General features: G+C 40.1%; 20 protein-coding genes and 1 tRNA gene. 13 read left to right on the top strand and 8 right to left on the bottom strand.

Features of this window, described 5'->3' with window-relative positions; translation table 11 throughout:
- The first annotated feature begins 5 nt into the window (after positions 1–5).
- The 5 genes from ortA to pruA are packed head-to-tail and all read left to right on the top strand — an operon-like array spanning position 6 to position 5,962.
- Complete coding sequence (gene ortA / locus JM64_RS07210) at positions 6–329, top strand: 2-amino-4-oxopentanoate thiolase subunit OrtA (RefSeq protein WP_064012066.1); 324 nt, start codon at positions 6–8, stop codon at positions 327–329.
- Positions 326–1,747, top strand: coding sequence for a 2-amino-4-oxopentanoate thiolase subunit OrtB (ortB, locus tag JM64_RS07215; RefSeq protein WP_064012067.1), 1,422 nt, complete (start codon positions 326–328; stop codon positions 1,745–1,747). The genes ortA and ortB overlap by 4 nt, the downstream gene beginning before the upstream one ends.
- Before the next feature lie 34 nt (positions 1,748–1,781).
- Positions 1,782–2,156, top strand: a complete 375-nt coding sequence (locus JM64_RS07220) for an ornithine aminomutase subunit alpha (protein ID WP_014452468.1) — start codon at positions 1,782–1,784, stop codon at positions 2,154–2,156.
- Positions 2,149–4,347, top strand: coding sequence for a D-ornithine 4,5-aminomutase subunit OraE (oraE, locus tag JM64_RS07225; protein ID WP_064012068.1), 2,199 nt, complete (start codon positions 2,149–2,151; stop codon positions 4,345–4,347). Before JM64_RS07220 ends, oraE begins: the two co-directional genes overlap by 8 nt.
- Positions 4,348–4,387: 40 nt before the next feature.
- Positions 4,388–5,962, top strand: a complete 1,575-nt coding sequence (pruA, locus tag JM64_RS07230; RefSeq protein ID WP_064012069.1) for an L-glutamate gamma-semialdehyde dehydrogenase — start codon at positions 4,388–4,390, stop codon at positions 5,960–5,962.
- A 586-nt stretch (positions 5,963–6,548) separates the two neighbouring features.
- Here the strand turns inward: pruA and JM64_RS10065 are convergent.
- Positions 6,549–7,490, bottom strand: a complete 942-nt coding sequence (locus JM64_RS10065; protein WP_064011740.1) for a DDE-type integrase/transposase/recombinase — start codon at positions 7,488–7,490, stop codon at positions 6,549–6,551.
- A 124-nt stretch (positions 7,491–7,614) separates the two neighbouring features.
- Between JM64_RS10065 and JM64_RS07240 the strand changes: the two genes are divergently transcribed.
- The 7 genes from JM64_RS07240 (at position 7,615) to JM64_RS07270 (ending at position 17,342) form a co-directional block, all read left to right on the top strand.
- Entirely contained in the window at positions 7,615–9,891 is a 2,277-nt protein-coding gene (locus JM64_RS07240) for a M26 family metallopeptidase (RefSeq protein ID WP_064012070.1), read from the top strand.
- 21 nt (positions 9,892–9,912) lie between these two features.
- Positions 9,913–11,565, top strand: a complete 1,653-nt coding sequence (locus tag JM64_RS09800) for a hypothetical protein (protein WP_082868347.1) — start codon at positions 9,913–9,915, stop codon at positions 11,563–11,565.
- A 38-nt stretch (positions 11,566–11,603) separates the two neighbouring features.
- A complete protein-coding gene (locus JM64_RS07250; protein ID WP_064012071.1) occupies positions 11,604–12,404 on the top strand; it encodes a thermonuclease family protein in 801 nt (266 codons plus the stop codon).
- Positions 12,405–12,428: 24 nt separating this feature from the next.
- Positions 12,429–13,019, top strand: a complete 591-nt coding sequence (locus JM64_RS07255; RefSeq protein WP_064012072.1) for a single stranded DNA-binding domain-containing protein — start codon at positions 12,429–12,431, stop codon at positions 13,017–13,019.
- A gap of 426 nt (positions 13,020–13,445) precedes the next feature.
- Complete coding sequence (locus JM64_RS07260) at positions 13,446–14,756, top strand: alkaline phosphatase (protein ID WP_064012073.1); 1,311 nt, start codon at positions 13,446–13,448, stop codon at positions 14,754–14,756.
- Between the two features lie 183 nt (positions 14,757–14,939).
- Positions 14,940–16,301: a transglutaminase-like domain-containing protein gene (locus JM64_RS07265; RefSeq protein WP_197473437.1), complete on the top strand. Its 1,362-nt coding sequence runs from the start codon at positions 14,940–14,942 to the stop codon at positions 16,299–16,301.
- A 12-nt stretch (positions 16,302–16,313) separates the two neighbouring features.
- Positions 16,314–17,342, top strand: a complete 1,029-nt coding sequence (locus JM64_RS07270; RefSeq protein WP_064012074.1) for an L-Ala-D/L-Glu epimerase — start codon at positions 16,314–16,316, stop codon at positions 17,340–17,342.
- 124 nt (positions 17,343–17,466) lie between these two features.
- Here the strand turns inward: JM64_RS07270 and JM64_RS07275 are convergent.
- A tRNA-Pro gene (locus JM64_RS07275) sits at positions 17,467–17,543 on the bottom strand.
- Between the two features lie 221 nt (positions 17,544–17,764).
- Positions 17,765–17,965, bottom strand: a complete 201-nt coding sequence (locus tag JM64_RS10070) for an IS1/IS1595 family N-terminal zinc-binding domain-containing protein (RefSeq protein ID WP_231882323.1) — start codon at positions 17,963–17,965, stop codon at positions 17,765–17,767.
- Between the two features lie 136 nt (positions 17,966–18,101).
- Between JM64_RS10070 and JM64_RS07280 the strand changes: the two genes are divergently transcribed.
- A complete protein-coding gene (locus tag JM64_RS07280; protein WP_409976132.1) occupies positions 18,102–19,937 on the top strand; it encodes an ABC transporter substrate-binding protein in 1,836 nt (611 codons plus the stop codon).
- Between the two features lie 86 nt (positions 19,938–20,023).
- Here JM64_RS07280 and JM64_RS07285 read toward each other — a convergent pair whose 3' ends face one another.
- The 5 genes from JM64_RS07285 to JM64_RS07305 form a co-directional block, all read right to left on the bottom strand.
- Positions 20,024–20,671, bottom strand: a complete 648-nt coding sequence (locus JM64_RS07285) for an endonuclease III domain-containing protein (protein WP_064012076.1) — start codon at positions 20,669–20,671, stop codon at positions 20,024–20,026.
- A 148-nt stretch (positions 20,672–20,819) separates the two neighbouring features.
- A complete protein-coding gene (locus JM64_RS07290) occupies positions 20,820–21,524 on the bottom strand; it encodes an ABC transporter ATP-binding protein (protein ID WP_156487924.1) in 705 nt (234 codons plus the stop codon).
- Positions 21,517–22,332 carry an ABC transporter ATP-binding protein gene (locus JM64_RS07295; protein WP_064012078.1) on the bottom strand — a complete coding sequence of 272 codons (816 nt, stop codon included), beginning with the start codon at positions 22,330–22,332 and terminating at the stop codon, positions 21,517–21,519. The genes JM64_RS07290 and JM64_RS07295 overlap by 8 nt, the downstream gene beginning before the upstream one ends.
- Positions 22,329–23,375, bottom strand: a complete 1,047-nt coding sequence (locus tag JM64_RS07300; RefSeq protein ID WP_064012079.1) for a branched-chain amino acid ABC transporter permease — start codon at positions 23,373–23,375, stop codon at positions 22,329–22,331. Before JM64_RS07300 ends, JM64_RS07295 begins: the two co-directional genes overlap by 4 nt.
- Positions 23,372–24,265, bottom strand: coding sequence for a branched-chain amino acid ABC transporter permease (locus JM64_RS07305; protein WP_064012080.1), 894 nt, complete (start codon positions 24,263–24,265; stop codon positions 23,372–23,374). Before JM64_RS07305 ends, JM64_RS07300 begins: the two co-directional genes overlap by 4 nt.
- Positions 24,266–24,299 lie beyond the last annotated feature (34 nt).

The raw sequence follows: 24,299 nt of genomic DNA on the forward strand, positions 1-24,299 counted from the left end.
GCTCAGTGCTCGCTAACCTTGCCAAAAAAGGTGATTGGGTGCAAGTTCAGGTTACTATACTACATCCCTATGAACGTGCACCACAAGTGCCCGAGGACACTAAAAAAGTTCCACTCGAAATGAGGGTTAAGGGCTTTCTACAAGACGAGGTGGCAGAAATAGGAGCGACTGTTACCATAAAAACGATGACAGGGAGACTGGTTACAGGGAAACTTGTGGCTGTCAATCCAAAATACGAGCACGATTTCGGTGAACCTGTCCCGGAACTCATAACGATAGGTTTGGAGTTAAGGGAAATATTAGAGTCATCGGACGGTGATGACAAATGAGCCAAGATAGGTCTTATGCTGCAGTAATGGCAAGACGTGCCGAGATAATGCGAAAGGCTGTGGGTATAGATTACGAAAAATTTATCATCGAAGGTATCGCATTTGACTATGAAAAGATGATGGAAGAAGTTGGGTATTCCATTGAAGAAGTTAGAAAAATCCAAGCTGAGACATGCGTTGGAAACACACCTTTGGTAGAGCTTAAAAACATAAATAGGCTTATCAAAAAAATAGCTCCGAAAGGCAAAGGTGCAAGGATATTCTTGAAAGATGAAGCAACAAATCCATCCGGAAGTTTTAAAGATAGAAGAGCAGCGGTAAGTGTATACCACGCTCAAAAACTCGGCTATAAAGGAGTTATAGCAGCCACAAGTGGTAACTACGGTGCGGCTGTCGCTTCTCAAGCTGCGAAAAGAGGCCTAAAGTGCATAATAGTCCAAGAATGTTACGATAGCCAATGGAGAGGTCAACCTGAGATTCTTGAAAAAGGACGTGCATGCGAGGCATACGGTGCAGAGGTTATTCAACTAACGGTAGGACCTGAATTGTTTTACTACACTTTGGTATTGCTTGAAGAAACAGGTTACTTCAACGCATCACTTTACTCTCCTTACGCGATAGCAGGTATTGAAACCCTTGGGTATGAAATTGCTGAGCAGATGAAGGAATTAACAGGAAGATTTCCTGATGCCGTTGTTGTAACACATGCCGGTGGAGGGCTGCTAACAGGTACCGCACGGGGGCTAAAGAAAGCTGGAGCGACGCAAACGAAGGTCATTGGTGCAAGTGTCGATTTGAGAGGTCTGCATATGGCAAGTGACACGGATTTCAACAGAAAGTACTTTACAACCGGTCATACAGGATTTGGTATACCGTTTGCAGTATTCCCAGACAGGTCCGATGTGCCAAAGAATGCAGCAAGACCGCTCAGGTATATGGATAGATACGTACTTGTGACCCAAGGAGAGGTTTTCTATGTTACGGAAATGCTTGCTCAGCTTGAAGGGTTGCAAAGAGGACCGGCGGGCAACACATCACTCACAGCAGCGATAGCGCTTGCTCTCGAGATGGATGAAGACGAAACAATAGTGGTCAACGAGACAGAATACACAGGTGCTGGTAAATTGCCGTCAGCACAACTCACATTTGCGAAAAAGATGGGAATGATTGTAAAACGTGGAGACCCAATAAAAGAAGATGTTCCTGGGAAGGTCATAGCGATTCCGGAACATCCTTCTCAAATTGGTGTTATTGAATATCCTGTTGAAGAGATGAAAAAGAGCTATTTGAAAGAGCTTATCAAAAGAGAAAATAGAAGTGAATTTACTGAAACCGAAATGAAATTCCTTGAAGAAGATTTAAGAGCAACAAGAGAGGAAATAATCAAATGGATAGAAGAAGTCAAAAAGAGCTTATAAGGAAGAGCAAAGAGCTTGATGGGGAGGGAAACAGATGAAACCAAGACCAGATGATTTTGCAGAAAGGTCTAAACATCTTCAAAATATGACCGATGAAGAACTCAACGCTTACTTTTGGCATCTTGTCGAGAAAGTTGTTGATCCGCTTGTTGAACTTGCCAGAACACACACAAGTCCATCTATTGAAAGGTCGGTCTTGTTGAGGATGGGATTCAACAGTTTGGAAGCGAAAAAGCTTGTAGACATGATTTTCGAAAGAGGACTCCTTGGAAAGGGCGCCGGTCACATCGTCTGGAGAATAGCAAAAGAACACAACATCGATTACATAGAAGCGGGAAGAAGAATGATAAATGGAGAATACTGGGACGATGTTGACAGGATATTCAAAGGGGTGAAGAAGAATGGATAGACTCGATCCAAAAGTTCCAATCGACGTTGAAGAAATATTAAAAGACCTTGATAAATACCGTCCAAGAAGAAGAGGTTGGACATGGAGGAAGAAACTTCCTGAAGGAACAAAAGTTGATAGATACGAATATTACCAAATAAGCGAACCTTTGAAGAATAGCATTCCATTGCCAGCTGCGCACTATTTCAACAACATCGACCCACAACCGGACGTCGTTATCACTAGTGAAATCGCCTCTGGAAGGTTTGAAGATGACATCAGAAGAATGCGTATGGCAGCTTGGCACGGTGCAGATCATATAATGGTTATTAGAACCCTCGGTCAATCACACTTTGACGGGCTTATCGAAGGAACACCAGAAGGGGTTGGTGGAATACCCATCACAAGAAAGCAGGTAAGAGCGACAAGAAAAGCTTTAGATTTGATAGAAGATGAAGTGGGAAGACCTATAAACTTCCATAGCTACGTCTCTGGTGTTGCAGGTCCTGAGATTGCGGTATTGTTTGCTGAAGAAGGGGTCAACGGTGCCCACCAAGACCCACAATACAATATTCTCTACAGAGGTGTTAACCCTGTTAGGTCTTTTGTTGACGCAGCAGTTGCTAAGAAAATAATGGCATGGGCTAACATGTTGCAAATTGATGGTGCGCACAATGCAAACGCATCAGCAAAACTAGCATGGACCGTTATGCCTGAACTGCTTGTCCAACATGGTATCAACTGTATGTTCTCAGTAAAAGTTGGTATGCCAAAGGAAAATATCGCACTATCAACTGTTCCTCCAGTGATTGCACCGCTACCAGAGATGAGAATAGATTTGCCATACGCCGTAGCGCTTAGAGAACTCTTTAAAGGTTTCAAATTCAGAGCACAGATGAACACAAGATACATCGAATCAGACTTGTTTGATGCAACGAGAGTACACGTTCTGAATGCCGTACTTTCAAGGTTAACAAGCGCAGACTTACAATCAACAATTACCCCGGACGAAGGAAGAAATGTGCCATGGCATATAAACTCTATCAGAGGAATCGAAACAGCAAAGCATACTCTCCTTGCAATGGATGGTATAAAGAAATACGTAAAGATTGACCAAGAAGCAATTAGAGAAAAAGTCAGGGAACTGAAAATGAGAGCTATTCTAATGCTTGAAGAGATTCTTGAGATGGGTGGTTATTTTGAAGCACTCGAAGCTGGTATGTTCGTTGACAACGGGTACTATCCGGAAAGACTTGGTGATGGAATCGCACGAAAGAAAGACGGGGAAATTGCAGCTGGAACAGTTGTTCCAAGAGACCCAGATTATATGGCTCCGGTCTGTGAGCACTTTGGATACAATAACCTGCCTGAAGGTATAGAAAAACCATGCGACCTCATCGGCGGTTGCACATTCCATAAGCCAGAAAAGATACAATTCATTGATGAACTCGATGAAACAGACAACGTGAACCTCAGATTACAGCGTATAAAAGACATGAAAGCAAGAAACATTATCAAACCGGAAGTCGAATGGTACTCCGATGGATGGATTCAGATTGATATGACATTCGCACTACCAGAAGAATATGCAGAGGCAGCAGCACTTGCAGTTTGTGAAAAGCTCGGACTTGAGGACCCAACAATTATTGCAAAAACCGTGCTCCATCCTGCTGAAGGCACGTATGTTGAAGTCAAAGCGAAAGTTCCTTTTGAAATCAAGATAGATGAACTCAAACTGCCGAAAAAACCAGAAACTCTCCCAGAAGAAGAGATATTCGAATATGTTGCCAAACGACCGATAAAAGTCGTTGCAGCGACTGTCGGAGAAGACGAACATTCAGTTGGATTGAGGGAAATCCTTGATATCAAACATGGCGGTATTGAAAAATACGGAATAAAATACGTATACCTTGGCACGAGTGTTCCACCTGAAAAACTTATCGATGCTGCAATTGAAACAGGTGCAGATGCAATCCTTGCATCCATGATAATTACACACAACGATGTTCATATAAAGAACATGCGAAGACTCAACGAACTTGCGATAGAAAAAGGGATTAGAGAAAAAGTTCTAATCATTGTGGGCGGAACGCAGATAAACAACGACATGGCTGTAGAAAACGGTGTTGATGCTGGATTCGGGAGAGGTACAAAAGGTATCCATGTCGCTTCGTTTATCGTGAAAAAACTTAAAGAAAGGGAAGGAAACTAAAAATTAATGGGAACTCAAATCTATTCCAGGGGGGATTGGGATGTACGAGGTAACAGATTGGACGATTATACCACCTTTCAAAAACGAACCATATGTTGATTTTTCCGTTCCTGAGAATGAGCAAAAGATGAAAGAGGCTCTTGAAAAAGTCTACAAAGAGTTTGGTAAAGAATACGACATAGTCATCGGAGGTAAGCCGTATAAAACAGAGAAAAAGATTAAGTCAATTAACCCAAGCAAACCAGATGAAATTGTTGGTATTGTAAGCAGTGCAAATGAAGAACTTGCAGAAAAAGCACTAGAAGCAGCATGGGAAGCCTACAAAACATGGAGCAGAACACCTGCGCATGTAAGGGCAGAGTATCTACTCAAAGCTGCAAAAAGAATTAGAGAACGAAAGTTAGAATTCGATGCAATAATGGTATACGAGGTTGGTAAAAACTGGATAGAAGCGGATGCCGACACATCAGAAGCAATCGACTTTTTAGAATTCTACGCACGCGAGATGTTACGTTATGCATCGGAACAACCACTTGTCAGAATTCCGGGTGAATACAACGAACTAAGATACATACCACTTGGTGTTGGTATCATCATTCCACCTTGGAATTTCCCACTTGCAATACTTGTTGGGATGACAAGCGCAGCGATAGTCACAGGAAACACGGTTGTTTTAAAACCAGCAAGTGACAGCCCAGTTGTTGCGGCAAAATTCTTTGAAGTGCTCCAAGAGATAGGGCTACCAGACGGGGTTGTTAACTTCTTACCTGGCAGTGGTGCACTGGCTGGGGAGTTCTTGGTAAAACATCCGAAGACAAGATTCATTAGTTTCACTGGTTCAAAAGATGTTGGACTTCGCATCCATGAACTTGCAGCGAAACCACAACCTGGTCAGATTTGGATTAAACGAACGGTACTTGAAATGGGTGGAAAAGATGCCGTGATTGTTGACGAAACAGCAGATTTAGATGCAGCGGCAGAAGGAATCGTTGTCAGTGCATTCGGATTCCAAGGTCAAAAATGCAGCGCAGGTAGCAGAGCGATAATTGTTAAGGAGGTATACGACAAGGTAATTGAAAAGGTCTTAGAAAGGACATCTAAAATAACGATAGGAGATGTTAGATACAAAGAAAATTGGCTTGGTCCTGTTATAAACAAGAGTTCAATGGAGAAGATAATGGCTTACATCGAGGTTGGCAAGAAAGAAGGACAACTGATTTATGGTGGAAATGCAAGAGAAGACCTTGGTGGTTACTTCATCGAGCCAACAATATTCAAAGATGTTGCCTGGGATGCAAGGATTGCTCAAGAAGAAATCTTTGGGCCTGTGCTTGCGATAATCAAAGCGGAAGATTTCGACGACGCATTAAGGATCGCTAATTCGACAGAATACGGACTTACCGGTTCACTCTATTCAAGAGATAGAAAACGCATCGAAAGGGCAAAAGAGGAATTCCACGTTGGTAACTTGTACTTCAACCGAAAATGCACAGGAGCACTCGTTGGTGTCCATCCATTTGGCGGATTCAACATGTCCGGAACGGACAGTAAAGCGGGCGGAAGGGACTACCTTGGACTGTTCTTACAAGCAAAGGCGATAAGTGAAAAGATATAGCGCATTAACAAGAAATTGAACGTTTAAAGCTCGGCTGTTTCTTAAACACCAGCCGAACTTTTTTATAACTTTCTTTTGGAACTTTCCAAGATTTCGCTTACAAAATAAGATTTTTGTTAAAATAACAAAAAAGTGCGTTTCAAATTGCTTAGCGCACAACGTGTTGTGAGAAGGTTAAACAGTGGAATTACGACCAACGCTATTGTGAACGGAAAGGAAGTGGGCTGGTTGTACTGAATAAGAAAGAGCTTTACAAAGCCAGTATAACAGCTGATGCTAATTTATCAGAATGGACGATACACGATTTATTCAGTATCGATAAGAAATGTCGTTTCCTACTGAAATTAAACACATTATCATTATCATTATCATTTAAGAAATGGAAGAAATATACCAAAAATTAAAAAAAAACTGGTAAGTAGCAACCCTTTACCGGTTTTTTTAGATTTTCTGGACTAATATAGGAAAATTGAGCTTAAAAATATCTTAACATTACGATATAATAATAAGCTACGGTGAAATACCTCATTCCTCACGTTAACCACAAATTAAAGAAATAATGTAGACTTTTTCTAATTCGATAGTGTTAACTTGTAGTGATGAAAGAATGCAGTTGTGAAAGAATGAGATTACCATTGTGCATTTTCCAAAGATTCTTCACTACACAAAATCCTTGAATATATTTCGCTAAATTCTTCGTATTCTTCAGCCCTCGCTTGAGTCGGAAAAAGTCTTTCAGTAATGAAAACTTAGATTCACACATGTTTTTACCGAGCGGTACTACTACGTGATTGATATTTCTAAACAACAGCTTTACTGCACTTTCATATGCACCAAGTCCATCAGTAATAAGTTCAATGTTTTTAGGTTTTGAATTACCAAAGAACTTCTCGAGCAACACTTTGACTTGTCCCATATCACGATACTTTGAGACATGCCAACAAAGAATTAAGTTAGTTTCGTGATCAACTAATAGCCAAACATAGTACTTTTGTTCTTTGAACACAAGAACAGTTTCATCAGCATGAACTGAGAAAACATTTTCGATGGTAAATGTTGGAAAAAGTACAGAGAATAAAGTACACAATTTAATAACCCATTTGTATATGGTGACATGAGATACTTTGATATTAAGAGAATGAGCAAGAGAGCGATAAGACATATTGTGTTTCATATACAAAACGAAAGCTTTTAAGATGAAGTAGATAGGAAAACGGAAATATTTAAATTTCTCAGGAATAAAAGTGACTGGTTCGGGGAGGTTAAAAGGTACTCTATCTTTGGTATGACGGGTTCTACAACGGAAGACAACGAAAGAGCGACGGACTTTGTAAATTTGCATAGATTTACCACAAGAAGTGCATTTGGGATAAGGGAAAGAGAAGTTTTTGCGTTTGTGAGAATGGGAAAGTTTGAAAGAATGATGGCAGAGTTTGCAAAGGAATTGTTGGTTACCGTATTTGTCATGACCGTTTTTGTACAAGCTGGTAGAACCGCATTTAGGACAAGAGAGCGTTGAGTTGTTCATACCGGGATACCTCCTTTTTCAAGAGATGGTTGGGGGGTGTCCCCTCTTTAAAGGATAATGCGGTTTTTGGAAAGTTTCAATACTTTTAGTTAACATTATCTTTGAAATTTCGGAGGTGGTATAGGTGAAGAGGGTTTATATTGCATTTATTGTTATTTTGACATTGGTTTTGATTTTTGTCGTAACAAGCTGTGTTCCACAACATCCATCGCTTGTGTCAGTTAGAAGCATCTATGATGCAAAGCTGAAGATTTTAAACTCAGCAGGTCCGGTATCGCTTGATAAAGTTGAAGGAACGATTATTTACGTCTCAGGAAGTGATGCAATTATTCACGATGGACAAACCGGTATCTATGTTTACAAAGCGGGATTTTACTCTTCGGATGTTGGAAAGAAGATCACGTTGAATAACGTCATAGGCACGACATACAGAGATTCTGTGCAAATAGATTTCAGTAAAGGTGGTTCTAAAAGCTTTGCAACAGAAACGTTTACGGTTGAACCTACCGACTTGACAATCGATATTGCAAATAATGTAAGCGTTCCTACACGGGCTCTTTGGGATTTCCAATACGTTAAAGTATACGGTATTCTCAACGGCGGGAAGATGACATTCACCTATGAATACGATAAGACAAACAAAAGAAAAGCAACTATCAATGTGGTATCCTTAAGCTCGAGCTTCTCTCTTCCTTACACCTACGACACGGAAGCTACTTTGACAGGTTACCTACAATTTTCAAATGGTGCGTGGAGTTTAAAAGTTCTAAGTGCTGAAATCGGAGATAGCTATCCTGGAGTTGGCGTTTTTGTTGATGAAGTTGTCGATGGAAAAACGTTCAAAGTGAATGGACAAACTTACGAACTTATAGGAATAGACGATAGTGTAGATTCTTCAACGGCAAAGGCGAGGCTTGAAGAATTTATAAACTCCCAACCGGAAGGAATTGCCCAGGTTCTTGTTAAAGGTGAAAAAGATGGAAAAAGATATGCTTTCTTGTTCAGCAAGGATGGTAAGACTTTGTATCAAGAACAGGCGCTGAAAGATGGTGTGATTGTTCCAAACCTTGCTGAAGAATGGGAGGATATAACGATATATGAAACGCTAAAGAATGCCTACAAATCTGCATATTCTTCTAAAAAAGGTGTTTATTCAACATTCTCTGGAGCTTCTGTTATTACAGTTGAAAGTTCAAACACATATGTTGAAGGCAATTATGCTATCTTTTCTGGAACAGTGTCAGATGTAACTAAAGATGAAGCAGGAAACATTAACATTAACGTCAGCAACTGGCTCAAGATAACAATCTCAGCTGGCAATTTCAAATATCTGTTCAGTTCTACGTTTGAACAGTTCAAACAGTCACTTGAGGGTAAGGGTATTAACTTCTACGGTAAAGCCAAAAGAAACGAAGGAATACTTGAAATGCCTCTGTATGCAGAATGGGAAATGTTCTCGTTCGAATCAGGTTCAGGAACACCAGATGATCCATATATAATCACGAAACCTGAACACTTAATTAGTGTAAGAGCGTTTGCAAGTGCTAATAAGTATTTCAAACTCGGAGCAGACATAGACCTTGCAGGGGTTGATTGGACTCCGATAGGAACATATAGCTCGAATCTTTCAGCAAGTGCGTTTGTCGGAACGTTCGATGGTAATGGGCATAAAATAATGAATATATCTTTCAATGACACAACAAAGAGCAATGCTGGTCTGTTTGGTTACTTGTACAACGCAACAGTAACAAACCTAATAATTGAAAATGCAAACATTACGGCAAGTAGCCGTGCAGGAGCGTTAGCAGGTGCTTCTCAGCTTTCCAAAGTTTACAGGGTCAAAGTTGTTAACAGTTCTGTCAGGGTAACATACAGCGGTTCTGGCTATGGTGGAGGTCTTATTGGAGAAGCCACAGACGGAACAGAAATCGAAGAATGTACAGTTAGAAATACGATAGTTTCGGGAGTTAAATATGCGATTGGAGGATTACTTGGTAGGTTAAAGGTGAATTCAGGTAAGCCTGCGGTAGTTGTGAGAAATTGCTATGTTGAAGGAGGACAAGTGAGTAGCGATTACTCAAGTTCAACAAGTTCAGCAGGTTTCATATGTAATTTCAGCGCAGCTTCTGGAAGCGCGGTGATAGAAAACAACTACGTGGCTGCTTCGATAATAAATGGTAAGGCTTTCATAGCATACAAAGAAAGTGGGAGTGCGGATCCAGTTGTGACAAGTTCATATTACGATACACAAGTAGTTGGTTTAGGAGTTAGTGATTCATATGCAACAGGTAAAACTACAGCTGAGATGAAACAACAAGCTACATTTGCTGGTTGGGACTTTACGAACGTTTGGACAATCAATGAAGGTAATGACTATCCAAGGTTGAAATGGGAAAATTAGTCTTTTGGGGAGGGAGCTAAGTTGAGAGGCAAATTAATTAGATATTTTGTCCTGTTTTTTTCGATTCTTTTGGTTTTGATTTCATTTGCCTTCAAAATTGATTTCAAGTTAACAGGGTATTTAACCTACGACATGAACTTGGGAAATCTCGATAATTTTCCAATAGCATACTGGACAGTCACACCACCAGCACCTTTTGATTCCGTGGCAATCAAATTCACCGATTATCTAACGTATTCGCATACCACATTTAAGCTCTTTGACTATGACTTCATCGTCCCAAGGTATTACTTCGTTGATACAAAGCTTTCTGTTAATATTCCATATGTTCAGACCATTTACCTTGCAGCAGGTAGGATGAGGCTTTCAAGAGGTTTAACTTCTCAATACGAGGGTGTTTCGCTCGGAGGGCTGAAGTTTGATACATACAACACTTCAAATACAACACCTGGACTTGGTGGGGTTGCTGGTTATGTCTATGGCAAATTTGACAGTTATTCATACGAAATAGGTGGAGCATACAGCACAGAGTTGAATAATTTTGCGCTTTACGGAACGTTAACAACAGATTTTGGCCGTTTTGGAGCTTATTATGAAACCCGCTACCATCAAGTTTCTTTGAATTACTCCAATTCCCAAAAGTTCCCATTTGGAACGGTTGATTACTGGGCTGGTATCGGTGCAGCAACCAACACAATCAATGAGCCAAGCGTTTTGGTTGGTGCCAAACTCACATCCGGTCCTTGGTTTGCAGCTGGTCAGTTTGTTTGGATTGGTGCGAATAAATACGATGTGAGCTTTGCAACAGGGGAACCTTCAAACCCGAACATGCCACGCTCTTGGAACGTTATGGGAGAAGTTGGATACAACTTCCCAGGATTTTATGTTGGGATTTTTACAAAATACAACAGCAACTGGGCAAGTAGTGGTTGGTTGCCGCTGTATGGTGTGAAGTTAAACATTGCAGATTTTTCACTCTCATTTGCCAACGGTGATTTGTATGCTTCTTCCTCACTTCCAACAACTCAGTTTGCTTTACTTAAGCTAACGTATACATACCAAACAAGCATAGACCTACTCGGTACAGTGCAATCGCTGGTTGCAAGTCTTACCCCAAGACCAGCAGTTCAGGAAAGCAAGCAGACAACAATCAAAATTGCAGACCTTTACAGTATGCCAGAAGGTTCAAAGGTTACCGTGACTGGAACCGTTCTAGCACCTGTTGGATTGCTGAGCAATTCGGTAACGTATATCCAGGATGAAACAGGAGCAATAATGCTTTATGGAAAGTCCATTCCTACGAGTTTGAATGTGGGAGACACTGTTATTGTGAGTGGCTCAACGAAAGTCTACAACAACGTTCTTGAGATAGTCGTAGATAACATAACTGTGGTTGGTAAAGGCACTGTAAAACCTGTTGAATTAAAGTTACTTGACAAGTCTTACGTTTCAAATCTTGTATATGTAACCGGCACAGTTGAGAGTATTGGAAAAGATAATTTCATTGTGAACACCGGAGCCTTTAAAGTAAAGGTTTACATTAAGAGTGCAACAGGTATTAGTCTGGTTGGCATATCAGAAGGAAAGACTGTTAAAGTAACAGGTATATTGACCTTGTTCAAAGATGAGCTTGAAATCCAGCCTTTGAAACAAGCAGATATCGTAGTAAAATAAAATCAAGGTTAGAAATTATAGAGGAATGAAAAGGGAAAATGGTTTTTAGAAAATCCAAAACAAACGCTGTATATTTTCTTGTAATCGCTGTTAGCTTGGTTCTTACCTTGACACTGAGTTCTTGTTCTCGTCAAGAAACAGCGGTAAGTGGTGTTGAAGTGCTCGATGGGGATACACTAAGAGTTTCAGGACAATCATTTAGAATTGTTGGTATTGATGCACCGGAAATTCATGAAGGTGACAAACCTGTAGGTGAATATGGACAGGATGCAAAGAATTACCTTTACTGGTTCGCGAGTAATTTTGAACTTTCATATGAGCAAAAAGGAAAAGATAGCTATGGAAGGATTTTGGTTTACCTTTTTGGAAAAGATAGACAAACTGATGCGAAGTATCTTTATGAAGCATCACTTACTGAGAATGGATATGCTCGACCCTTGATTTACGACAGCACATCAGTTCCAAACTATACTAAGGCAATCGTCGATGCTTATAAAAGAGCATACGAAAACAGAAGAGGTATATTCTCGAAATACGATAACGCACCGGTTATTGACAAAACTAAGGCAAGCCAGCTGAGTTCATACAAAGGTAAGATTGTATGGCTAGAGATGGATGTTAACAACGTAATATTTTCTAACGATACTTACTACGTATATTCTGACTTTGCGCTCGTTAAGATAAGAAGTGGTGAGTACAACAATTTATTCAATGGATACAACCTCTATGGTCTAAAAGGTAGAAAGGTAAGGTTCTACGGTGAACTCTGGTATGATAGCTACGAAGGAAAGTACATGATTATGCTCCGCGCACCGTTTGAAATTAAAATCGTCAACTAAAAACAAAGGGGATGGATTGGCAGTATGAAAAGGATTTTGGTATCACTTTTATTGATTCTCAGTGTTGTATTCTTTGCACAGAACCTAGTCAAGATTGCTGATATTTACAAACTTAAAGAAGGAGAAACGGTCGAGGCTACGGGTATCATTCTTGCCCCAGTTGGAGTGCTTGGAAGTTTGACAACGTACATGCAGGACGAAACTGCAGGAATCATGCTATACGGAAAGGTCTTACCTGTCGACCTAAAAGTTGGTAATGTTGTCAAAGTTGCTGGCAAGACAAAAGTCTACTATGGGATTCTTGAGATAATACCAGACAAGGTTCAGGTTATTAGCTCAGCAACACCAACGGCTGTTGAACTTAAAGATGCTGACTTCAAAAAGTATCTTTCAAATTTGGTTGTGGTTACAGGAACTGTGAGCTCTGTTGATAAGTATCAGTTCAAGGTAAAGACGGATAATTTTGAGATTTTGGTGTATATAAGAAAAGAAGTGCCATTCAAAGTTGAAACACTAAAAGTTGGAGACAAGGTTTCGGTAACAGGTGTTATGTATCTGTACAAAGATATGTATGAAATGCTTCCAAGGATGCCGGAGGATATAAAGAAATTCTAAAAAAAATTTATTAACGAAAGCCAGCTGGGAAAATGCCAGCTGGCTTTTTAAATCTTAACACTTTTAAAGACTCTGCTAATGCAGACGTGTTAGACTGCTGATGGATTCCTAAAGAAAAAACTGGGAAAATCAAAACGATACTGTTAACTTGTAGTGATGAAAGAGTATAATCGTAAAAGAATGCGATTGATATTGCCATTATGCATTTTCCAAGGATTCTTCACTACACAAAAACCTTTGAATATATATCACTAAATTCTTCGTATTCTTCTTAGGCAAGAAAGCATTGGGTTATGCATTTTGGGAAACCTGCTTTTGTTAAGAGTTGGTTGGGGGGTGTCCCCTCTTTATAAGGATAATGCGGTTTTTGGAAAGTTTCAATACTTTTAGTTAACATTATCAATCAAAACTCTGGAGGTGTCGGGTATGAAACTTAGAGGGTTGGTGTTGTTATTTTTAGTATTTGTAACCATCATCTCATTTGCGCTGAACATCATTTACCTTGTTGGCGATGGTATGAGTTTCAATCAACTGCTTTTAGCAAGTATTCTCGAGGGACGGGTTTTGACGACCATGACACTGCCATACACAGGTATTACTACAACATACTCTGCTGATTCGTGGGTGACCGATTCTGCTCCAGCAGGGACGGCACTGTTTGGTGGTTACAAGACATTGAACAGGGCTATAGGTGTTCTTCCAGACGGTACACCAATGCCTTCAATATTTGAAATTGCTAAGAGAACTGGTTACAATATTGGATTAGCAGTTACGTGTAGAGTAACTCACGCTACTCCAGCTTCTGTATACGGTCATGTTACCAACAGAGATGACGAAGTGACACTTGCTAAACAGCTGGCTGAATCTGGAACCGTTGACGTCATTTTTGGCGGTGGATGGGATATGTTTGTCCCAACTGCGCAAGGTGGTAGAAGAACCGACGGGCTAAATCTCATTGAATTAATGAAGAGCAAGGGATATGAATATATAACAACAGTTGAGCAACTTAGTACTGTACAGTCTTCAAAAGTTCTTGGTTTATTTGCCAAAGGACATCTTGACTCAGTTTCTAATAGATCATCTGCTCAACCAACACTTGATGTTATGACCAAAAAAGCAATCGAGCTTCTCTCAAAAGATGGCAAACCATTCATGCTCATGGTTGAGGGTTCTCAGATAGACTGGGAATCACATTCAAACGATTTTTACGGCGTATGGAAAGAAGTTGTTGAATTTGATAACGCGGTCAAAGTTGCTCTGGAATTTGCGGCTAAAGACGGTAACACACTTGTGATTGTTACCGGCGACCACGAAACAGGCGGCTTGTCACTTTCAAAAGGTGGTTACACAATCAATGTTGAACAGGCAAGAAAAGCGAAAGGAACTACACAGATGTTTTTAAGTCAATTCAATATTGCAGATAAAGAGAAATTTATTGCAGGTCTTAAGGATTGGTATGGTATATCTATTACAGATTCCGAATACGAAAACTTGAGAAAGATTCCATCAAACAATTTGAGAAGAGAACTTGCAAGATTTGTCAGTGAGAAGGTAGGATTTGGTTGGACAACATTCGACCATACAGCTGCCCCTGTTCCAGTATACGCATTTGGTCCTGGAGCATATTACTTCACAGGTTTTATGGACAACACGGACATTCCTAAGATTATTATGCAACTAACGAAACTTTCGACAATTTCTTTCCCTGAGATTAAATCAACGGGTAGTGGGTATTAAATTAGGTATGAAAATTCCCATTCAACGCCTTACTGTGTTCTTTTGAGTGCTTTTCTGCCCCTGCACGTCTTTGTGTGCAGGGGTTTTCTTAATTTTGAGGTTTTGCTATCTGCTGAAAATGTTATACAATAAAATCGTGAGATAAAGTTAGAAGGCATAGCTAAAAGTCAAGGGGGAACTGATATGGCAAAGATGGATTTTCTTAGTTACCCACTTCCAGATATTTTGAAAAAATACATCTACCAAGGTTTTTTCAAAAAAGCCCGTGAGCAAATTGATAAGATATTAGAACACAGACTACCACCACAGATGAGGGAAAGATTAAAATTTGAACTCTTCAGGATGGAACTACTAAAAAGAACGTACAGATATGCTCAAGAAGAAGCCTTCAAAATCTTTAAAAAGACGTTTAAGAATGCAACAAAAGCTGAATTTGAACAACTTTGGAAAGAAGGTCGATTAGATTGGATTTACATCGAGACGCAAAGATTCTTTGAAAGCAGGTTTGATAAGAACCTGGCTTTCAACGAAAAGGAATACAAGGCAAGGCAAAGGGTAGATAAGCAAACGCTAAAAAGACGGGAGCTAATAAATAAAGCAGTTGAGCGGTTACTGAAAAGCGGGAAGCCAAAGAGCTATCGTGTGCGAGCAAGAATTACAGTTGAGAAAGAGAATCCAAGAGAGGAAAAAGTTCGTGTATGGTTGCCTTTTCCAAAAGAAGAATTTCAGCAGAGCGATGTCAAATTGATAAGTGCAAGTCACGAGTGCGAAATTGCAGACAATTCAGTTGGTCAAAGAACAGTATATATGGAAGGAAAGGATAACGAAAAATTCTATGTGGAATTTGAGTACACAGTTCACGAGTGGATTGGTCAACAATCACTCTACACACAAAAGCCCTCAAAAGAAGACATCAGTGAATTACCACCCCATATCGTGTTCTCTCCTTTTCTAAAAGAGCTGCTTCACACGATATTCCACAACGAAGATTGGACCACGCTCGATGATTTAGCACGTGCGAGAAGGATATACGACTTTGTGACATTAAATGTGAACTATTCGTATGTCTTGCCTTATGCATTGTATGATAACATTCCAGAATATGTTGCAACAACATTCAAAGGAGATTGTGGGTTCCAGGCGTTGCTCTTCATCACGTTATGTCGCATGGCTGGTATACCTGCTAAATGGCAATCTGGCTGGAGTATAACTCCGCTAGTAGCTTCTCCACACGATTGGGCTCTTGTCTATCTTGAAAGATACGGATGGGTTCCAGTTGACCTTTCGTTCGGAGGAGCGAGAAGAGAACAAGAACCTATGCGTATATTTTACTTTACGAATATCGATGGTTTCAGAATGTTCGCTAATACTGAATTTCAAGGGGATTTCCATCCAGAAAAGAAAGCGTGGAGATTGGATCCTTACGACAATCAAATAGGAGAAATGGAGATAATCAGCAAAGAAGAAGACGGCTATGTGATTGATTTAAAGAGTGAAATTGAGGTTGTTAAATTCGAAGAGTTAACTATGGGAAAAAGAAAATAGGAGGTGTTTAAAGTGGGAAAAATCAAATCGGTAAAGTTTAAGTTGAACCGTTTTGAATACGTTAAGCCATTTCATATCACAAACAACATTTCATATGACACGCAGAACATTGAGGTTATCATCGAGCTTGAAAACGGTATCATAGGTCGTGGGGAAGCATCGCCATCATTTAGGGTAAACGGTGAAAAGATACAGGCACTCTTGGGGTTAGAACCTGTTGTAAATGAAATGATTATTGGAATGGATGTTAGAAATTACCGCCAGATATTCGATGTGACCGACAAACTTTTTGGTGCACCAAGTATCAAAGCTGCAGTGCAGTATGCAGTTCTTGATGCATTTAGTGAAGAAATTGGCGTTCCGGTTTATCAAATACTCGGTGGTATGAAGACGAAAATAGAGACGGATTATACAGTAAGCATAGGGACTATTGAAGAGAGAGTGGAGGATGTAAAAAAGATTGTAGAGCGTGGGCACAGCGTGATAAAGATAAAGGTGGGAGAAAACCTTGAAGAAGATATCCAAGCGATGATGGCAATTTATGAAGTTTCAAAAGGGTGCAAGTATATAGTTGATGCCAACACAGGTTATACACCAAAACAAGCGGTGAAATTTGTTACCGAGTTATACCGTGCAGGGATAGACATACATGTTTTTGAACAACCAGTCGCAATGCACGATATTGAAGGGCTTAAATACGTAAGATGGAACTCACCTTTCCCTGTTGCAGCCGACGAAAGTGCTAGGACAAAATACGAAGTAATGAGATTGATTAAAGAAGAAGCGGTGGATTACATAAACATCAAGCTTATGAAATCTGGTATTAGCGATGCACTTGCGATTGTTGAGATGGTGAGAGCTGCAAATCAGAGATTAATGCTTGGTTGCATGGCGGAATCAAGTCTTGGAGTGAATCAGAGTGTCCATTTTGCACTTGGGACCGGGGCGTTTGACTTCCATGATTTAGATAGTCCTTTGATGCTTAAAGAAACGGAATTCAGAGGTAAGTATAAAGTTGATGTACCATATTATTATGTGTAAGTTTATCTTTCTGGTTTCGCGTATTTCCTAATGATGTTATTCCTGAAATAGCAAAGATTGTATCTGAACATTGAACTTTGTGAAGCAAATAATAAAAAATCAGGGCATTTAGCCCTGATTTTTTTGGTCGGGGTGACTGGACTTGAACCAGCGACCTCTTGCGCCCCATGCAAGCGCGCTAGCCACCTGCGCTACACCCCGAACATTTTTATCGGCAAAATAAATTTTACCATATAGGTTCTCAAAAATCAAGAAGATTAGGAAATTGTGAGTTCCATAAGAATGTTTAGAAATTTTGGAAATTTAGAACAAGGTGATATAATAAAATGAAACCGGATAGTGTTAACTTGTAGTGATGAAAGAGTGTAAGTGTGAAAGAATGAGATTGATATTACCATTGTGCGTTTTCCAAAGATTCTTCACTACACAAAAACCTTAGATTTACCACAAGAAGTGCATTTGGGATAAGGGAAAGGGAAGTTTTTGTGTTTGTGAGAATGGGAAAGTTTGAAAGAATGATGGCAGGCTTTGCAAAGGAATTGTTGGTTACCGTATTTGTCATGACCGTTTTTGTACAAGCTGGTGGAACCGCATTTGGGACAAGAGAGTGTTGAGTTGTTCATATCGGGATACCTCCTTTGTCGAGAGTTGGTTGGGGGGTGTCCCCTCTTTATAAGGATAATGCGGTTTTTGGAAAGTTTCAATACTTTTAGTTAACATTATCTGAAACCGAAAGGGGGGATTGCTGTGAAGTATGTAATGTCTATACTGGTGAGTCTGTTAGTTCTTGCGGTTGTTAGTTTTGCATTTGACCCAACTATCTATGTTTCAGCAGGTGTTGGTGAACCAGATACACTTGATATTCACCAAGCGTATGATACTGTCAGCGGAGAAGTTATTTACAACGTCTACGAAAGCCTTATCGCTTATAAAGGTAGTAGTTTGACAGAATTCGAACCAAGGTTAGCGACACAAGTTCCAAGCGTTAAGAACGGACTTATAAGAGACGGTGGAAAGACGTACGTGTTTCCTATAAGGAAAGGAGTTAAGTTTCATAACGGTGCAACGTTGACACCAGAAGATGTTGAATACTCTTTTGAAAGGGGATTGCTTTACGATCCTGCTGGTGGTCCAATGTGGATGCTTTGGAACGCTATTTTCGGTGTTAACTCACTCAACGAGATGATACAAAAGTATGTTGGAAAACCTGTTTCTGAGGTATTCAAAGATGGTGAGCCACTGCCCGAATACAAGGACAAGATAGTTCAAATGTACAAAGAAGTTATAGACCCAGCTATCGAGGTTGAAGGGGACAATGTAGTGTTCAGACTTGCAAGACCATATGGTCCATTCCTCACAATAATGGCACACACAGTTGGATGGTCGGCTGTGCTTGACAAAGAAACATCTATTAAGATGGGACTCTGGGATGGAAAACCGGATACTTGGTGGAAGTACAGAAACATAGCTAAAGAAAAGTCACCATTGTACGCGATAGCGATTGGAACAGGTCCATACAGACTTGTGGAATGGGACAGAACAAACAGAAAAGTTGTTCTTGAAGCATTCAAAGACTACTGGCGTGGCGAACCAAGACTTAAGAAGGTTATTCTTCTCACTGTTAGTGAGTGGGGTACAAGAAAACTTATGCTTGAAAAAGGCGATGCTGACGATATTGCCGTTGTTCTTGAATATCTTGACCAGATAAGAGGGAACAAGGACATACAAATTATAGACAATATTCCATCTATGTCAGTCACCGTTGTGGGATTCTCCTGGTCAGTTTCGCCAAACAGCAAATACATAGGTAGTGGAAAATGGGACGGGAACGGAATGCCTCCAGACTTTTTCAGCAACATCAACGCGAGAAAAGCGATATCCTATGTCATCAACTATGATGCAGTGATTAGGGATGTTCTAAAAGGATACGGAACAAGAATTCCCGCGGCATTGCCCAATGGACTCTTAGGATTTGACCCAACATTGCCACTTTACAAATTCAACTTAACTGAGGCAAGAAAAGCACTTGAAAAAGCATGGGACGGGAAAGCCTTAAAGATAGGCCTTAAGTTTACGATAGCATACAACACTGGAAACTTGATGAGGCAAAGAATAGCTGAAATGATTAAGACGTATCTTGAGATGATAGCTCCTGGCAAAATCAAAGTTGATATAGCAGCACTTAACTGGCCAAGTTACCTCGATGCCATGAGAAAAGCTGAACTTCCAATGCCAATCTTCAACTGGCTTGCTGATTTCCCAGACCCGGATAACTTCATATTCACGTTCTACCACTCTGCTGGAACGTATGCACCAAGGCAGGGAGATAACTTTAAGAAATTTGTCAGTACACCAAGAAAAGAGCTTGGAGGTAAGAGCTTGGATGAGCTCATAGAAATGGCGAGAAATTCATCTGACCCAGAAGAGCGAGCGAAGCTGTATGTGCAGATACAAAAATTCGCTATAGATAACTACATCAGTATCCCTGTTTATCAGCCAGTTGGTGTAAGGGCTCAGAGGGCTTGGGTCAAAGGTTGGTATCCAAATCCGATGAGGCCCGGTAACGATTACTTCGAACTTTACAAACAGCAATAAGTAAAAGCATTAAAAGCGCAATAATTGCTCTCATGCAACACAAATTCATAAATTCACATGGCTCCGGTTCACCGGAGCCATGTTGTTTAATCTTTAGCATTTTTGTATCGGCAAGAGTCAATAGGACATAATTCACACAAAGGTTTGGTTCTACAAAACATCTTGGCGTGTTCAACTATAAGCCCATGGAATTCTCGATAGAGTGCAACATCTTTGGGATATGTTGTTTCAAAAAGTAATCTGTACTGGTCGTATTCTTTTAATTTGATGCCTAAAAGCCTGTTAAGTAACCTTTTTGTGTAAGCGTCTATAACGAAAATGGGTAACTCTAATGCGTAAAGTATTATAGAATCCGCAGTTTCCTTCCCAATTCCTTTTATGGACAGAAGCTCCTTTCTTATCTCTTCGATGTTTTTTGTTTTGATTTTCTCTAAATCAAAATCGTAGTTTTTTAGCCACGTTAAAAGGTTTTTCAATCTTTGGGCTTTAATATTGAAAAAGCCTGCAGGTTTTATCAAAAAAGATATCTGCTGGGTGCTCATTTTTGCCAGGCAATGTAGAATATTGTTTTTACAATCTTTTTTAATGTTCTCAAGTGCCTTTTCAACATTCTTCCAATTAGTATTCTGCGTCAGTACTGCCGAAACTATAATTTCTTCTTCTGAGCCTGGCCACCATTTGCCTTGAGGACCGTGTATGTTTCTTAGCGTTTCATACATATTCTCCAATTTCATACAGCAAACTCTCCTTGCTATATTTGGATGTTTCTACAGGTTTTTTCCAAATAACGATTATAACACATTTCTTCACTTGCGAAAAACAAAAAGCGGAGGGTGAACCTCCGCTTTTCACTTGTGCCAATGGCTTAATAATTTTCTTTTATTACCCTCCAAGGTATGCCTTTCTCACTCTCTCGTCTTCCAACAGTTCTTTACCTGTGCCTTGCAAAACAATTCGACCTGTTTCAAGTACATAGCCATAATCGCATAGCTTCAATGCTTCATAGGCATTTTGTTCAACAAGCAGTATAGTAACCCCTTCGCTGTGTATTTTTTTAATCATTTGGAAAACTTCCTTAACCAATACTGGTGCGAGACCTAGGGATGGTTCGTCCAATAGGAGTAATTTTGGGCGCGACATTAAGGCTCTACCTATTGCAAGCATCTGTTGCTCCCCACCAGATAGTGTTCCTGCACGCTGGTTGATTCTTTCTCTTAATCTTGGGAAGAGGTCAAAGACGTATTCGATGTCCTTTTTTATACCCTCTTTATCTTTTCTTAGGTAAGCACCAGCAAGCAAATTTTCGTAAACAGTTAGATTTGAGAACACGCGTCTTCCTTCTGGAACCATCGTTACCCCGAGTTTAACGATTTCACTTGTATCAAGCTTTGTAAGTTCAACACCTTTGTACTTGATACTGCCCCTCGTTGCCTCTTTTAGACCGCAAATAGTTCTTAACGTTGTTGACTTACCGGCTCCGTTAGCGCCGATAAGCGATATAATTTGACCTTCCTCAACTTTCATCGAAATTCCTTTTATCGCATGGATACCACCGTAATGGACATGGAGGTCTAATATCTCAAGCATCTTCATCACCTGCACCTAAGTAAGCCTTTATAACAACTGGATTTTTCTGTATTTCTTCAGGTGTTCCTTCAGCAATGGTTACACCGTGATCAAGCACAATGATTCTCTCACAAATGTTCATTATAACTTTCATGTCATGCTCAATAACTATAATTGTTAGTTTGAACTTTTCTCGGATATCGAGTATCAATTTGTTCAGTTCAAGTGTTTCATCTGGGTTCATACCTGCGGCTGGTTCGTCAAGCAAGAGTAACTTAGGATTAGTTGCCAGAGCGCGTGCAATTTCAAGCTTTCTTTGTAAACCATACGGCAAGGAAGTTGCTTTATAGTCAGCCAAATGCTCAATTCCAACTTCTTTCATTAGTTCCCAGGTCATGCTATGGATGTACTCTTCCTCTCTTTGATAGTTTGGAAGAAATGCGACTGCGGAGAATAAATCAGACTTCAAGTGCGCATGAAAAGCTGTCATTATATTTTCTTTGACTGTCATGCTTCCAAATAATCTTATGTTCTGAAATGTTCGTGCAATACCTAGTCTTATAATTTTGTCAGTTTTCAACTTTGTGATGTCTCGTCCCATAAATTCGATTTTGCCTTCGGTGACTGGGAACACGTGGGTAATCAGGTTGAATATTGTGGTTTTACCTGCTCCATTGGGACCTATGAGACCTAATAGTTCTCCTTCTTTGAGGTCTAAATTGAAATCAGAAACTGCTACAAGACCCCCGAAACGTTTCGTTACATGCTCCATTCTTAAAATTGTTTTCTTCTCACTAGTTGGTTGTTGAATAGTCTGGGTTGCTATCATTGTTGGTTCACCTTCCTTTTAGTAAACAAACGAACAAATCCTTCCCATGTGAATTCTCTCTCTCCAAATAGTCCTTTTCTGAAGAAAAGGATTGTAATCATAAGCAGTATTGAGAATATGAGCATACGCATACCGAGTATTCCAGGGATTGTAATACCAAAGATTTTCATAGGCATTTCTACGAATCTTAGTGCTTCCATGAGGAATGCAAAGCCGATCGCAACAACAACGCTACCTGTTATATTACCAAGACCGCCCAAGAGTATTATTGTTATTATTTGATATGTGAAGAGTATACTAAACGAGTTAGGATCGATAGTCATGAGAAGACTTCCGAGTAATCCACCCGCAACTCCTGCAAAGAATGCACCGACTACAAATGCGAGAACTTTGTGTTTGAAAAGGTTAATTCCAAGATTTTCTGCGGCAACCTCGTCATCTCTTATAGCCTTCAAAGCCCTTCCATAAGAGCTGTCGACTATTCTTCGGACAACTATCACGGTTATGATAGCCCAACTAACAGTCCACCAAAGGTTGGTGTAAGTTGGAAGACCTTTTAGACCAAGAGGTCCGTTTGTGATATTTTGAAGGTTGTTGAAAAGAGAGCGAATAATCTCAGAAAAACCATACGTTACTATGGCAAGGTAATCTCCACGAACTCTCAGAGAAGGAGCACCAACTATAAAACCTGCAAGCGCTGCCATTAATCCACCAACGATTATAGCCCAGAAAAATGGTATTTGGATTCTGTCTAATGGAGATATTAGAGGCTCCATGAAAAAGTTTGACATTTTACTTTCTGGCGACATGTAAAGTAATGCCGATGTATATGCACCAATTGCCATGAACCCTGCATGACCGAGAGAAAATTGCCCTGTGAATCCGTTTATTAAATTCAGACTAACTGCGAGAATGACGTATATGAACCCTGTGTTTAGTATCCTTTTAATGAATGGGTCCATGTGTTTTTCGGCAAAGAAGACAAACACGTAGATCAAGATTATAAACAAGATACTAAGCAGAACTCTCGTTGAACGTTTCATACTTTCTCACCAACCTCTTGACCAAAGAGCCCATTTGGTTTGAAAATTAAGACAAGCACCAAAAGCAAGAATATGAACGCTTCTCGGTAACCAGAATATTCGGGGAAGAAAGCAGGTATCAAAACCGTTAGTAAGCCTAAGACGAAACCACCGATAAGAGCTCCTTTAAGACTACCAATACCACCCACCACAGCAGCTATAAATGCTCTACTGCCCGGATATTGTCCCATAAACGGGAAAATCTGGGGATACCTGAGCGCCCAGAATACGGCGCTGACTGCAGCAAGAGCGGAACCAAGAGCGAAAGTGAAAGATATAGTTCTGTTTACATTTATTCCCATTAGCCTGGCTGTGTCGAAATCTCTTGAGAGAATTCGCATGGCAAGTCCTATTTTCGTTTTTTGTAATATGAACGTCAGTATGAGCACAACTATAATGGAAAAGATGATAGTGTAAATTGAAACTGCTTGAACCCTTATTTCGCCAAACACAAGTGTTTTTTTCATCGGTTCAGGAACTGGAAATGACCTTTGAATACCTCCGAAAACCACAACAGCGAAGTTTTGCAGTAAGAAGGACATTCCTATCGATGAAACAAGTGAATTTATCCTTGGATACTTTCTTAAAGGTTTGTAAGCAACTTTCTCGATACCAACACCCAATAATGAAGTGAGAACGATACCTAATATAACAGCACTTAGCCATGGTGCACCGAATATGAGCGAAGTGTAAAACATGAAATAAGCAGCCATCATGAACACATCACCGTGTGCAAAATTAACCAGCTTAACAACACCATAGACAAGAGCATATCCAACAGCTACCAAACCGAAGACGAAACCAAGAGAAATAGCGTTAACAAGATGTTGTAAAAACAAGCTTATATCCATTATGACAGCACCCCCAAGATTTGTGAAATCTACT

The organism is Fervidobacterium pennivorans, from assembly GCF_001644665.1.
Taxonomy (GTDB): Bacteria; Thermotogota; Thermotogae; order Thermotogales; family Fervidobacteriaceae; genus Fervidobacterium; species Fervidobacterium ngatamarikiense.

Bases quoted from the DNA above. Each gene is read 5' to 3' on its own strand.
- ortB (WP_064012067.1), top strand. From the start codon at position 326: ATGAGCCAAGATAGGTCTTATGCTGCAGTAATGGCAAGACGTGCCGAG.
- JM64_RS07220 (WP_014452468.1), top strand. From the start codon at position 1,782: ATGAAACCAAGACCAGATGATTTTGCAGAAAGGTCTAAACATCTTCAA.
- oraE (WP_064012068.1), top strand. From the start codon at position 2,149: ATGGATAGACTCGATCCAAAAGTTCCAATCGACGTTGAAGAAATATTA.
- pruA (WP_064012069.1), top strand. From the start codon at position 4,388: ATGTACGAGGTAACAGATTGGACGATTATACCACCTTTCAAAAACGAA.
- JM64_RS10065 (WP_064011740.1), bottom strand. From the start codon at position 7,490: ATGAACAACTCAACGCTCTCTTGTCCTAAATGCGGTTCTACCAGCTTG.
- JM64_RS07250 (WP_064012071.1), top strand. From the start codon at position 11,604: ATGGTTTTTAGAAAATCCAAAACAAACGCTGTATATTTTCTTGTAATC.
- JM64_RS07255 (WP_064012072.1), top strand. From the start codon at position 12,429: ATGAAAAGGATTTTGGTATCACTTTTATTGATTCTCAGTGTTGTATTC.
- JM64_RS07260 (WP_064012073.1), top strand. From the start codon at position 13,446: ATGAAACTTAGAGGGTTGGTGTTGTTATTTTTAGTATTTGTAACCATC.
- JM64_RS07265 (WP_197473437.1), top strand. From the start codon at position 14,940: ATGGCAAAGATGGATTTTCTTAGTTACCCACTTCCAGATATTTTGAAA.
- JM64_RS10070 (WP_231882323.1), bottom strand. From the start codon at position 17,965: ATGAACAACTCAACACTCTCTTGTCCCAAATGCGGTTCCACCAGCTTG.
- JM64_RS07280 (WP_409976132.1), top strand. From the start codon at position 18,102: ATGTCTATACTGGTGAGTCTGTTAGTTCTTGCGGTTGTTAGTTTTGCA.
- JM64_RS07285 (WP_064012076.1), bottom strand. From the start codon at position 20,671: ATGAAATTGGAGAATATGTATGAAACGCTAAGAAACATACACGGTCCT.
- JM64_RS07290 (WP_156487924.1), bottom strand. From the start codon at position 21,524: ATGCTTGAGATATTAGACCTCCATGTCCATTACGGTGGTATCCATGCG.
- JM64_RS07295 (WP_064012078.1), bottom strand. From the start codon at position 22,332: ATGATAGCAACCCAGACTATTCAACAACCAACTAGTGAGAAGAAAACA.
- JM64_RS07300 (WP_064012079.1), bottom strand. From the start codon at position 23,375: ATGAAACGTTCAACGAGAGTTCTGCTTAGTATCTTGTTTATAATCTTG.
- JM64_RS07305 (WP_064012080.1), bottom strand. From the start codon at position 24,265: ATGGATATAAGCTTGTTTTTACAACATCTTGTTAACGCTATTTCTCTT.